Source organism: Luteimonas sp. GW821-FHT14E02, assembly GCF_058803905.1.
Genome location: NZ_JBXAPK010000002.1, coordinates 87,710 through 100,472, shown reverse-complemented (window position 1 = coordinate 100,472; position 12,763 = coordinate 87,710). Strand labels below are relative to the sequence as shown.

11 protein-coding genes are annotated in these 12,763 nt (G+C 63.0%); 4 read left to right on the top strand and 7 right to left on the bottom strand.

Annotated elements, in window-relative coordinates:
* Positions 1-12 precede the first annotated feature (12 nt).
* From AC1RNP_RS03535 to AC1RNP_RS03520, 4 genes are all read right to left on the bottom strand, one after another.
* A complete protein-coding gene (locus AC1RNP_RS03535; RefSeq protein ID WP_493049878.1) occupies positions 13-213 on the bottom strand; it encodes a zinc-finger domain-containing protein in 201 nt (66 codons plus the stop codon).
* A 318-nt stretch (positions 214-531) separates the two neighbouring features.
* On the bottom strand, positions 532-1,242 hold the full coding sequence (locus tag AC1RNP_RS03530; RefSeq protein WP_493049877.1) for a pirin family protein: 711 nt from the start codon (positions 1,240-1,242) through the stop codon (positions 532-534).
* A 118-nt stretch (positions 1,243-1,360) separates the two neighbouring features.
* A complete protein-coding gene (locus AC1RNP_RS03525; protein WP_493049876.1) occupies positions 1,361-1,969 on the bottom strand; it encodes a YceI family protein in 609 nt (202 codons plus the stop codon).
* 69 nt (positions 1,970-2,038) lie between these two features.
* Positions 2,039-2,626 carry a malonic semialdehyde reductase gene (locus tag AC1RNP_RS03520; protein WP_493049875.1) on the bottom strand — a complete coding sequence of 196 codons (588 nt, stop codon included), beginning with the start codon at positions 2,624-2,626 and terminating at the stop codon, positions 2,039-2,041.
* 127 nt (positions 2,627-2,753) lie between these two features.
* On the opposite strand from AC1RNP_RS03520, the gene AC1RNP_RS03515 reads away from it, so the two are divergent.
* Positions 2,754-3,701, top strand: a complete 948-nt coding sequence (locus AC1RNP_RS03515; protein WP_493049874.1) for a mitochondrial fission ELM1 family protein — start codon at positions 2,754-2,756, stop codon at positions 3,699-3,701.
* A 28-nt stretch (positions 3,702-3,729) separates the two neighbouring features.
* Here AC1RNP_RS03515 and AC1RNP_RS03510 read toward each other — a convergent pair whose 3' ends face one another.
* Positions 3,730-4,368: a TetR family transcriptional regulator gene (locus tag AC1RNP_RS03510; protein WP_493049873.1), complete on the bottom strand. Its 639-nt coding sequence runs from the start codon at positions 4,366-4,368 to the stop codon at positions 3,730-3,732.
* A gap of 470 nt (positions 4,369-4,838) precedes the next feature.
* Here AC1RNP_RS03510 and AC1RNP_RS03505 point away from each other — a divergent pair, with 470 nt between their 5' ends.
* The 3 genes from AC1RNP_RS03505 (at position 4,839) to AC1RNP_RS03495 (ending at position 10,024) form a co-directional block, all read left to right on the top strand.
* Positions 4,839-6,560, top strand: a complete 1,722-nt coding sequence (locus tag AC1RNP_RS03505; protein ID WP_493049872.1) for a right-handed parallel beta-helix repeat-containing protein — start codon at positions 4,839-4,841, stop codon at positions 6,558-6,560.
* A gap of 82 nt (positions 6,561-6,642) precedes the next feature.
* The gene (locus tag AC1RNP_RS03500) at positions 6,643-7,941 is read left to right on the top strand and encodes an FG-GAP repeat domain-containing protein (RefSeq protein WP_493049871.1); all 1,299 of its coding nucleotides are present in this window, start codon (positions 6,643-6,645) and stop codon (positions 7,939-7,941) included.
* A gap of 325 nt (positions 7,942-8,266) precedes the next feature.
* Positions 8,267-10,024, top strand: a complete 1,758-nt coding sequence (locus tag AC1RNP_RS03495; protein ID WP_493049870.1) for a hypothetical protein — start codon at positions 8,267-8,269, stop codon at positions 10,022-10,024.
* Positions 10,025-10,082: 58 nt separating this feature from the next.
* On the opposite strand, the gene AC1RNP_RS03490 is transcribed toward AC1RNP_RS03495, so the two are convergent.
* Both AC1RNP_RS03490 and AC1RNP_RS03485 read right to left on the bottom strand, forming a co-directional pair.
* The gene (locus AC1RNP_RS03490) at positions 10,083-11,261 is read right to left on the bottom strand and encodes a DUF4785 domain-containing protein (protein WP_493049869.1); all 1,179 of its coding nucleotides are present in this window, start codon (positions 11,259-11,261) and stop codon (positions 10,083-10,085) included.
* 8 nt (positions 11,262-11,269) lie between these two features.
* Positions 11,270-12,148, bottom strand: coding sequence for a hypothetical protein (locus tag AC1RNP_RS03485; protein WP_493049868.1), 879 nt, complete (start codon positions 12,146-12,148; stop codon positions 11,270-11,272).
* Positions 12,149-12,763 lie beyond the last annotated feature (615 nt).

Here is a 12,763-nt window from a genome sequence, read left to right as displayed (position 1 = left end):
AGTCGCGGCGCTTCAGTCGATCAACACGAAATGCGATCCGCAGTACGGGCAATCCGCCTCGCCGCCTTCGCTCTCGATCGGCAGGTAGACACGCGGATGCGAGTTCCACAACGCCATCGACGGCAGCGGGCAGCTCAGCGGCAGATCGCTGCGGCGCACTTCGTAGCGTTTCTGGGCGTTGGCTTGGACGGGAGTGGCGTTGGCTGCGGTCATGGCGGAACGGCAAGGACGGGTACGGCTAGTTTACCGTGCGGCGGCCCACCCAGGCGTTGAGACGCAATTCCGGTCATGCGTGCCGGATGTCACTCGGTCACGATGCCGGCGCCCGCACCTTGCCACTCCGCCGCCGAGCCGGCTATCTCGCCCGCCAGCGGCGAATCGCCCGCGACGCCGCAGACGGCTCCGGATACCGGGCCGAAAGCCGAACAGACGCCGGGAAACACCCGAGTGGCCCCACGCTCCCGGCCATTCACCGGGAGCGGCGATGCCTCACATGGAGCGGGCACCACGATCACCCGCTCCGCGCTGATGTCATAACGGCAGATCGAACAACAGGATTTCGGTGGCGCCGTCGCCGCTTCCGGTGACACGCAACTCACCTGCTTCCTCGGCATAGCCGACCGCATCCCCCTCGGACAGCGTGCGCCCGCCGATCACGACCTGCCCCTGCACCACCTGCAGCCAGTAGCGCCGCAGCGGCTTCAGCACATGCGCGACTTCCTCGCCATCGCTCAGTCGCGCGCCATGTAGCCAGGCCTGCTGTCGAATCGCGAGACTGCCACCGGCGCCATCGGGCGAAGCGAAGGTCGCCCAGCGGCCACGCCGCGCTTCGGGATCGAAACCGCGCTGCGCATGCGCCGGCGCCGCGTTGACGCGATCGGGCTGAATCCAGATCTGGAGGAAATGCACCGGCGCTTCTTTCGAGGCGTTGTATTCGCTGTGCTCGATTCCGTGACCGGCACTCATCCATTGCCATTCACCGGCATGCACCACGCCCTCGCCACCGCTGTTGTCGCGATGCGCGAGCGCGCCCTCGAGCACGTAGCTGAGGATTTCCATGTTGGCGTGCCCGTGCGGCGGGAATCCCGCGCCGGGCGCGACGCGATCCTCATTGATCACGCGCAGCGCGCCGAAGCCCATCCATTGCGGGTCGTAGTAGCGGCCGAACGAAAAAGTGTGCCGGCTGTCGAGCCAATCGGTGCGGACGGTGCCGCGTTCGGCGGCGGGGCGGAAAATCTGCATGGACGATCGCCAATTGAAGCAGCTGCGTTGAAAAAACGGGTTGAAAAAAGATGCACTGAAAACAAGCGCGCCATTCCCGCCCAAGCGGAAATGGCGCGCGAGAGGAAACTTCCGAAAGTTATTCCTTCTTTTCGCCTTCCGGCTTCGGCACGACCGCCTCGGTGGTGATCTGCAGCTTGACCTCGTCGCTCACGTTCGGTACGTACTTGTCCACGCCAAACTCGCTGCGCTTGAGCGTGGTGGTGGCGTCGAAGCCGACCGCTTCACGCTTGGCCAGCGGCTGCACACCCGCCTTGTTGAGGGTGACGTCGAGGACGACCGGCTTGGTCACGCCCTTCACGGTCAGATCGCCGGTGACCTTCAGCTTGCCCTTGCCGGCGCCTTCGACCTTGGTGCTCTTGAAGGTGATCTCGGGATACTTGGCCGCGTCAAAGAAATCGGCGCTTCTCAGATGCTCGTCGAAATCCGACGTGAACGAATTCAGCCCGGCCAGCGGCAACGTGACCTCGACGCTCGACTTCGACACGTCCTCGGCGTCGTACACCAACGTGCCCTTGACCTGGCCGAAGTTGGCGAAAGGATTGGAGAAGCCGAAATGGCTCCAGCTGGCCAGGACGTTGGTGTGGTTGGCATCGAGATTGTAGGTCACCGGCGCGGCGAAGGCGGAAGCGGCGAACAGCGACAGCGCGGCGGCGAGGACGGCACGTCTGGGCGAAAGCATTTGCATGGTCGAATCTCCTGAAACTGATACTGATGATGAGAGGAACTTGCGGGGCAAAACGCTGCGGAACGTTGCTTACTCGATGCGGGCGGCCTCGTCGAAAGCCAATCGCGGCGAACGCGGGAAGATGCTCGACGCGTCCCCCTGGCCGAGATTGACGAGGAAGTTGGACTTGATCGGCGTGCCCTTGAAGAACGCTTCGTCGACGATCGCATTGTCGAAACCGGTCATCGGCCCGGTATCCAGACCGAGCGCGCGCGCGGCCAGGATCAGATAAGCACCCTGCAGGGTGCCGTTGCGGAAGGCGTGATCGCGCCGATTCTCGCGCGGGCCGTCGAACCAGCTCTTGGCGTCGGTGTGCGGGAACAGGTACGGCAGCTTTTCGTGGAAGTCCGGGTCATAGGCCACGATCACCGTCACCGGCGCGGCCATGGTCTTGTCGTGGTTGCCCTGCGACAGCGCCGGTTCGAGCCTGGCCTTGGCTTCCTTCGATTTCACGAACACGAAGCGCGCCGGCGACATGTTGGCGCTGGTCGGCCCCCACTTCAGCAGGTCGTAGAGTTCGCGCAGCTTCTCGTCGCTGATCTCGCCGCTGAAGGCGTTGTAGGTGCGAGCGCTGCGGAACAGCTGATCGAGCGAGGCGGCGGGCAGAACGTCGGACATCCGGGATTCCTTGGGAGGGTGGGGCCGCTGAGGCGCGGCGGTCGAGGGAGTGTAGAGTTCCATATGCAATGTATAAGTCCCGCGTCCGCAACGAATCATCATTGAAATAGAACAAAGACCGCTTTCCGTGACCGATTCGCTGCAAATCTGGGCCGTCAGCGATGGCCGCGCCGGCAACCTGCGGCAGGCGGAGGCCCTGGCGCATGCGCTGGATCCGGCCGCCGAGCATGTCGAGGTGACCACACGGGCCCCGTGGCGATGGTTCGCGCCGCGCTGGCTGCCTGCCAAGCCCGGCGCCTTCGGGAAGGCATGGGCCGAAAGCACCGCCCTGCCCGAAGTCGCGGTCGGCTGCGGCCGCCAGGCCGCCCTGGCCACGCGCTGGCTGCGCCGGCAGGACACCCGGTCGGTGCAGATCCTCGACCCGCGCATCGACCCCGCGCACTGGGACCTGGTGATCGCCCCCGAGCACGACGGCCTGCGAGGCGCCAACGTCATCACCACGCTCGGCAGCCTGCATCCGGTGGACGACGGCTGGCTCGCGCAAGCGCGCGAAGCCTTCGCCGCTTTCGCGGAGCTACCACGGCCGCGTACCGCCGTGCTGCTCGGCGGCTCCAGCGCGCATGCCCGCTTCAATCGCATGGCGTTCGAGGTGCTGGCGTCGAAACTCGAAGCGGCGCTCGCGCGCGATGGCGGCAGCCTGCTGCTGACCGCCTCACGCCGTACCGACCCCAAAGTGCGCGAACTATTGCGCCATCGCTACGACGACACGCCGGGCATCGTCTGGCGCGGAGAGGGCGATGGCGAAAACCCCTACCCCGGCATCCTCGCCTGGGCCGATCGCATCGTCTGCTCACCGGACTCGGTGAACATGATTTCCGAGGCCTGCGCCACCACCGTGCCCGTGCACGTGTTCGATCCCGCGCGCGTGCGCGGCCGTCCGCGACGCTTCCTCGATGCGCTCCTGCAACGCGGCCGCATCCGCGCGATGGACGCACGGCTCGCGCCCTTCGACGTCGAACCACTGCGCGAAACGGCGCGTGTCGCCGCGGAAATCTGCGATCGCCTGAGCCTCTAGCGCGTCGCCGCGCGCGCGGCGGCTCCGCTCACTTCTTCTCCGCGGCCATCTGCTGCAACGTCAGCCGTCCGATGAACTGCGTGCGCACGAAGCCGACGATGTCGGCATGGATGCTGCGCCGGCGTTGCGGGGTTTCGATGTAGTCCAGCGCGCGATAGAACATGTAGTACGTGATCGCGCGCGTCGCCAGTTGCAGCGACTTGCGTTCCAGCCCCGTGGCCAGCTTCATGCTGATGATCTGCTCGGCGCGATCGAGCGCGATGTCCTCCACCGCCTGCTGCAGGATTCCACGCATCGGCGAATCCTTGCTGTGCATCTCGCGCAATCCGACGATCATCGCGTCGGTATGGTTTTCGACGAAATCGAGGAAATAGGCGACCGTACTGATCGTCACATCCTCATCCTGCTTGGCGTGGGCGGGGATCTCCTTCAGCTCCTTCATGAGCTGGGCCGCCACCATCTCGGCCGCGGTGCGGCCGAGGTCGTTCATATCGCGGAAATGCCGGTAGAAAGTGTTGTGGTTCAGCCCGGCCTCGCGGGCGAGCTCCCGCAGCCCCAGTGACGGCAGTGCGATGCCGTCACGCGCCCCCAGCCGAAAGGCGGCCTCGATCAGGCGCCGTTTGCCGTCCGGCAGGGCATCGATGCCGGCCAATGCCCGCGCCTTCACAAGGATTTCTCCCTATTGACAATAGGGTAGCCAAATGGATACTCCAACAGTATCCGCATGGATACTTCTTTGCGTGGGCAAAAAAATGGCCGCACAGCGATCCTCCGTTGTCATGGTGCCGCCGCTGGGGGGAACGGACACCGGTACGCGCCATCCGGTACGCATACCCCCGCGCAATGGCGAAGCAGCTGAACACGATGCCTGCGGCCGGCGCGATTCGCAAGCCGCGCGCCGCCGAGCACGTGCCGCTGCTTTAGAGACCACTTCTTGTGGGTTGAGGCGGCTGGCTCCGCGGATCGCCTGCGGAATCAGCCATGACCACTTCGCCACGAGTGCCCTGATTCCTGCCACTCACCCTTCGATCCTCGGGAGATCGACGCCGCACTAAACCACCACCACATCTGTCATGAACCTGGGAGGGATTCATGCAACACCTATTTGTCACCGCCTCACGCCGGTGCAAGCGTTCTATGCTCGCCCGGATCGCAGGCCTGATGTTCCTGATCGGCACCGGCGCCGGCCATGCCGACGTCGCACAGGCTGCCGGCAACGTGCTCTACGTTCGCGCCAATGCTGGCACCACCGCCGAGACCTTCGACGGCAGTCTCGCTCGACCATTCAATTCACTGCAAGCTGTCGAACAGGCTTCTGCTCCTGGCGACACGATCGTCGTACTGGCAGCACCGCACACGATGGCGCCACTAGATGGCGGCATCGCGCTGAAACCAAACCAGATCCTGCTCGGCGAAGCGGCCACCACGGATCTAGCCGCGCGCATCACGAACACCAGTTCACGCCACGACGGTGACGCCGTCGTGCTCGCGCCGAACGCCGAGGTAGCTGGTCTGCTGATCGAGCATCCGCGACGCGGCGGCATCTACGGCCGCAACGTGCCCGGCGTGAACGTCCACGACAACGAAGTCGTCGGCCATAACCGCTCCTGCAAATGGGGGTTGATCATCGGACCGATCACGATTCCCAGTTCCATCCCCGGCGTCGTGATCCCGCAGCCACTTCCGTTGCCTAACGGCTGGGCTGGCATCATGGTGGACGCGGACAGCGGCAGCGGTGGCGTGACGATTCACAACAACACCGTGCGCAACGCCGAGTGCGGCGATGGCATCGATGTGCGTCTATCCGGCAATGCCAGTTACAAGGCGAGCATCGACGGGAACACCGTGCACAACCTCAAGCAGGGACCGCTGATCCTCGGCTACCTCTCGGTGCTGGCGATCGGCATGCAGGCACTGGACGATTCACGGCTCGACATCACGCTCGACCGCAATACACAACATGACATCGGCGAGTACCACCTCGGCGATATCAGCCTTCCTTACATTGATGCAGAGGGCGTGTTCGCCACGATCTCCGGCAACGCCGAACTGGTTGCCGACATCAACCGCAACACGTTCTATCGCGGGCTCGGCAGCTGGTCCTCCAATGGCCTGGAAGTAGTCCTCAACAGCGGCAGTCCGCGGGCGACAGTGCATGTACGCAACAGCTCCTTCATCCACACGACGGGCGACGTGCTGGAAGGTTTCAACTTCGGTGTCGGCTCCTATCTGGACATGAAGCTCGACAACGTAATTGCCATCGAAGCGATCGGCGCGCCGATCATCCAAGATCTCGCACGCCCATTCAGCTATGCCGGGAACCTGGGCGACTGTCTCGTCATGACCAGTTCCGGTGCCGGCAACACACTGCTGCTTGATGTCCGCAACAGCCGATTCGAAAACTGCGTCAACAACGGTGTGACGATCAGCTCGAATGCGCTACTAGGGACCGGCTCGGTGGAGCGCGTGCATTTCAACATCGAGAACACGCGCATCTCCGCCAACCGCTTCTTCAACCTGAAGCTCGCAAACCTTGCACCAATCAAAGAGCTCACGGGCCGGGTGCAGAACAGCGATTTCAGCCACGGCCAAGGCGTCAACCTAGGCCTCGAGCGCTTTGGTGCAGTTCCGGCCAGAGCCATGTTGGATTTCGGCGGCGGCGCGCTCGGCAGCCAGGGGGGCAACTGCTTCCACGGTGGCGGCACGCGCGATCTGGAAATCGACGGTCTCAACGTTTCCCTGAAACACAACTGGTGGGGGCAATCCAGCGCGCCGTATTGGTGGCGTACCTGGATCGCGAACGGAAGCGCGGCGCTTACACCAATCGCACTCACCGCACCGCTCCACTGCAAGCCCTAAACGCTCCATTCCCGATTGATCCACTCAGCAGCCGCTTCCGTGCAACAGCAGCTGCTCTCCACATCGACGAGAGAACATACTAATGATCGCAAAAAAGACTGCTTTGGCCGCGATGATCGCAGCCGGACTCATACTGAGCTCATCGGCCCAGGCCGCCATCTCGTTCGCGAGTCCGAAAACCTACCCGACCGGTGTTCTCATCGGTCCCGGCCCTTCCGCGGACTCGATGGACAGCGCCGACTTCAACAACGACGGGAATATCGATCTGGTCCTCGCCGACCCATACCTGCCCTTCAGCACCCCTGTGGTGGTGCTCGGCAACGGCGACGGAAGCTTCAAGGCGCCGATCAGGATCAACGTGAAGCTGAAGGATCCTTTGCTGGGATTCCTCGATATTCCTTATCTGTACGCCACTCAATGCGTAAATACCGGGGACGTCAATCAAGACGGCTTTACGGATATCGCAGTCGAAACAGGTCCGTTCGTGGCTCTCTTGCTGGGCAATGGTGACGGCACTTTCCGCCATGGCACCACGAAATTCATCGTCCTCGGCGGCCAGCTGTTCACTCCGCTGATCGATACCAACAAGGATGGCAAGCTCGACCTCGTCACCGGCACCGCCGCCACGCTCACCACGTTCCTCGGCGACGGCACTCCCAAGCTGGGTGGCGGTGTCAAGATCAGCGGCCCCGTGGGAGTCACTGCTGCATTCAGAGAGACGAATCTGAATAACGATCAATACCCTGATGCCGCCGTCGTGGAGAGTCTGCCCGGCGGCGCCTTCTTCCGGGGCGTCTCGCTGTGGAAAGGCAATGGTGACGGCAGCTTCGCCAAACTGAGATCGATCAATACCGGCTTCATTCCCGAAGATGTCGTGGTCGCCGACCTCGACGGTGACGGCGTTGATGATTACGCCACAGCCAATTCTTTCAGCTTCAATATTTCGGTGATTCTCAGCAGCAGCGGGTTTACGGCAAAAACCTACGAAAACGTCGGCAAGGCCGGCACCGAGGATGCAAGCGTCCAAGGTCTCGTCGCCGAGGCGAAGCAAAAGATCAATGAAAGCGTCACGGCCGACGCTCCCACCGAGCTTCGGGACATCTTGTTGAACTCGACGTTCCAACCCGGCCCGGTGAGTATCCGAGCCGCGGATCTCGACAATGACGGAGATAAGGACCTTGTCGTCACTTCGGTGATCGGCATCTGGGCGACCGTCTATGAAAACGACGGCACCGGAAAGCTCATCAACCGACAGGATCTGCCCGTCGCACTGCTTCCGCAGACGCCGGTGCTCGCCGACTTCAATAAAGACGGCAAGATCGATATCGCTGTTGGTGGTTGGGGTGGCGCGCTCGGCGTCCTGCTCAACACCAGCAACTAGCCGACGGCTTCATCGAGCGGACATTCCCCGACCCCGACGATGAAGCCCATCGGATCGGCGGCCGTCACGAGACGGCCGCCGATCTTTTCTGGCAATACAAGACCCGTATTCCCGAGCCCACGTGCGATCGGGAACCCGCATTCTTCGCGGTAATCCTTGGAAACATTCCGAATGCGGCGCTGTAACAACGCCAATCAAGTGAGTGCGCCCAAACGCCAGCAGTGCGCGCCGCCAACCCATCATCCTGGAGACTCCAATGACATCGCAACCGCAGCATTCACTTCTACCACCTTATCGCAGCCGATCACGATCGCGATCACTCGGCATGCTCCTTCTCGCTGGAATCGCCTGGCTCGGCTCATCCGGTTCCGCCGCCGCCGTTGAGGTTGGTGCACGCAAAGAAGTCGTCGTGCAGTCGCTCAATCCCGCTGCAGGCGTGATCGAGAGCTACGTCTCGCTCTATTCGCCGTTGCCGGCTTCCGTCGGCCCGCATCCTGAGGCTTGCGACTGGATCAGCTACATGCGCTACCGCGATGCGAAAGGCCCCGCCAATTCCTCGGATGCCGACATCGTCTACACCGCGCAGCCCGGCCTTCGCGGCGCGTCGATGACCTATGACATCCTCGCCCGCCAGGTCGTGCAGAAAGCCGCGGCGGCGGGCAAGCATGTCGAGTTCTGGTCGATGAGCCGTCGCGGCACTTGCCTGGTCGATCGCACCGGACTCGACGCCGGTATCGCGCAGCGCGACTACCACGTCGCGATCGACTACTACTACAAAGGCAAGATCATCGACGGCAAGAAATTCGCCGGCTTCCTCAAAGGATCGCAAATCGGATTCCTGAAGAATATCGATGCCGTGCAGGTTCTCAAGGATTGGCGTCTGGCGATGACGGAGGGCCTGCCCGATCCAACGGTGCGTGCGCGCAAGCTGATCTGTGGTGGACAGTCGATGGGTGGATTCCTCACCGGCCTGTTCATCGGCTGGGATTTCGATGGCGATCCCGCCACCACCGACGACGCCGGCTACAAGAATTGCCGCGCCTACTTCGCCCACGAATCGTTCATCCACACCGACCCGGCTGACCTCAGCGGGAAACCGGTGCTCGGCGGAATCGTCGGCGGGATCGGCAATCTCCTGAACACTTCACTCGGTGCGCTGCTTACCGACACTGAATTGATGCCTGCGCTCGATCTTGGCGTGGTGATCACGCCGGAAACCTGGTTCCTGTTCAACCTCGCAGCCCTGGCAGCGTACCTCGAACCGGATGCCGAATCCGATCTGTTGAGGCAACTGCCGCACACACCGAACCTGGACACGACGCTGAAGGTGTTCCTCTCCAGCAGCTACCTCCAGTTCACCACCGGCATTCCTGACGTGCGCAGCTTCCGCTACACCAACGAAGCGTTGCTTGGCGCTCTGTTCGATAACAATTCCCAGATCCTTGGCCTGTTACATGGGGGCATCGGGAGCTTCGGCGGCGGGCCGGTGAAGGACAAGACCTTCCCCATCCCTTCCCAACTCGGCAGCCTTCCGCTGGTGGGGCCGCTCCTCGAGCAGATCTTGCATACCAACACGGACCGCAAGGCCGCTCCGATGAACCCATTCGTGCTCACGACTTGGCGAAACTACCGGCAGATTCCCGGGCGGTTCTGGTACGGCGGCGAGTACACCACCCCAGATGACGAGTCGGTCGATATCCATGACTATGCTCGTTCGATGGTCGAGGGGCCCGCCTCGCATGCCGATATCTATGTTTCGATGGCGACCGTGCTGGACAACCTCTATGTTCTAGGTCCGCGCCACGGCAAGTTCGAGAATCTACGCTACCGCAATGCCGCCTCTTTGAGGCCACGCCACATCACGTATGGCGAACACGGCGATGTTGGGAGGATTGCCAGTACGCTCGACCCGTTCATCACTCTGCTGAATCCAGACGATCCCTTCTACGCCACCAATGCCCTGGTGTTCAAGGGATTCCACCACCTCGATATCACCGGTGGCGCGCCGGTCCAGAACGATGGCCAGCCCGAGAAAGCAAGCCAGAATCTGGTGCAGTTCGGAATCGCCAATACATCCAACTGAACAATGTTCGGCTTCAACTAGCCGATGGCGGCAACTGCCGCCATCGGCTTTTCTTTTTCTAGCGCGGGATTCGAGCGACCTGCGTGCGACGCTCGACGGGCGCGAGCCGTGTCTGGTCATTCAACTCGACATCGCGCAGTTCGAACGGAGCACCGTAGCCGGCCGGCAGATCCGCGCGCTTGAAGGCCAGCGCCACGGTTCCGGTTCCATTCTCGATCCAGCGCGCGCTGTGAGCGATGGCAACCGGGCGCAATGCATTCCCGGGTCCGGTCGCATACAACGTACCGCGCACTTCATAACGTCCCGGCGAAGCCGCCTGGACCGGCAGGTCGAAACGCAGTGCGGCGGCATCGAACCGATAGCTGCCATCCAGTTTCGCCGTCGGCTGCGCGACCGCGATCGCAGTACGCGCATCGCGCTGCACATCGCCGGCGTTCGCGAACACCTGCACTTCCCACAAGCCCGGCTCGCTCCCGGCATCGGCAGGCAGCGGCACCTTCGCGCGCAAGGCGCCAGCGCCATCTGCGGTCAGCGACAACGGCCAGCTACGTCCCGACGGCGAAACCAGCAACGCGCCGCCTTGCGCGCCTTTCAAGCGCGTATCGCCGCGCAGCAGATCGATCCGGATCTCTCCGTTCTCGCCGGCAAGGGCATGATCCCGATCCAACGCGGCGCGCATGCGCACGTCGCTGCGAGGCTCGTAGACGTGCATGACATAGCGGCCACGCGCCTGCGCCAGACGGACGTCGTAGCGCCCCGGCGATGCATCTTCGGCCAGCTTCACGACAGCCGTCCTGTCGTTCGCTGCGAGACCCGCGGCACGCAACTGCTCGCCACCGCTGCGCTTGGCCAGGGCGACCTCGCGGCCACCACGCGATACACGCACGGCATCGGCGGAAACTTTCGCCGCATCCGCTGCGGGACTGACCCGGATCAGCGCGCCGGGCGATGTGGTGGTGACGCCGACACCGCGCTGTAAATCGGCACCGTCCACTTCCTGCCAATACTCGCGGCTTTCCACCGCGGCAGGTTTGGGATCGGCGACGATCGCGGCGTTGGGGTCCAGCGCCCAGGAGAATTGCACCGGCGCGCGTTCGGAGACGGCGCGCGCAGGCATCGCCAGCGTCACGAGATGTCGCGGCACCTGATCGGACGCCGACGGCGGCAGCATGGGAGTCTCCGCGGCGGCGGCATCGAGACCGGCGGCAAGCAGAGCGAGAGCAAGGATCGTTCGCATGGTCGGCCTCACGGAGTCATGTTGTTGCGCAGGATGGTGTCGAGCGTGAAGCAGGCACGCCGGCTCTGGTTGTGGCTCAGGGGTTCCGCACCGGCGGTGCGCTGCTTGTCCTGGAACCACACGGTGCCCGCGGCCGACTGGCTGGAGCAGTTGAGGAAACCGTCAGAACAGCTGTCGAGCCATTCCTGCGTCACTTCCAGACCGACGTTGAGCGAATAGCCGCCGCAGTAGCTGTCACCGTCGAACGGCGAGGAATCCACGTCGGAGCCGACCACGCTGCGGAACGGCTTCGGCAACGCCGGCCGTCCCGCCGTGCCGTAGAGATTGTTGGCGTTGTAGGTCGCCATCCAGCTGACCTGCTGCATGCGCACCGCATCGGACTCGTAGCCGAGCAGCCAGCCGACCGCCTGCTCGAAGCTGTTTCCGTTCATCACGGCATCCGCCAATGGCGTACCCGCGGAAGATGGCGCCAGCGCATTGACACGCACCACCTTGCTGATGATGTTCGGGTAACGGCTGTCGTAGGTGGGATTGGACAGGATCCAGCGCATCACGTTGGCGCCGTTGGAATGCGTGATCACGATCAGCTGCGTGATCTGCTTGGCGTTGATGAAGTCGGTCAGCTGCTGCGCCAGGCAACCGGCGGCGCGGCTGTCCCACATGTACTGTTCGAAATCGCAATTGATGACCACGTAGTTCGCCGGACTGGCGAGGCCGGCCCGCACGTTGTCGACCATCGCCGGCTGCCAATAATCCTGATAGGCATTGCTTTGATTGCCGGTGCCGTGCACGAAGGCGACGCCAACGGCGGCCTGTACCGCCAGCGGACAAGCCGCCAGCGCCGTCAGCAAGGCGAACTGGCGTCGCCAGGAACGAGAGATGCGCATCGTTTTCCCCAGATCACGAGCGGTGCGATCCATCGGCGTCCTGCCCACGATGCCCCGACTGATTCACCGTCGCATCCGGCGACGGCGTACAGGCCGGAGCATACCGAGACGTCTGCGACAGTCATGTGGCAATGCATCATCTACCGTGATTTCGCGACGCCGTCATCGTGATTGGCGTGAAAGCGGTGTGAATTTTTCGCTCAATGCGCTGATTCTGTGGGAATGAGCGAATGCGCTTTCCTCGTGCTGCGTGTCGGACGCGCGGGGTATGAATTCATTGCATGCACACTTTCGTGTTGCATGCGGCTCGCATGCGGTGTCGACAAGCAGACATGGGAGTCCCGTCATCCAACGATCGCATCACGGCATGACTCAGGTGGCATTGCATCACGGCAGCGCGCGAGAACTTTGATGCGTTAGTGGCGGGCCGTTCCTGTTCCTGTTCCTGTTCCTGTGCCTGTGCCTGTGCCTGTGCCTGTGCCTGTGCCTGTGCCTGTGCCTGTGCCTGTGCCTGTGCCTGTGCCTGTCCTCGTCCCGCCCGTTCCCGTTCCCGTTCCCGTTCCCGTTCCCGTTCCCGTTCCCGTTCCCGTTCCCGTTCCCGTTCCCGTTCCCGTT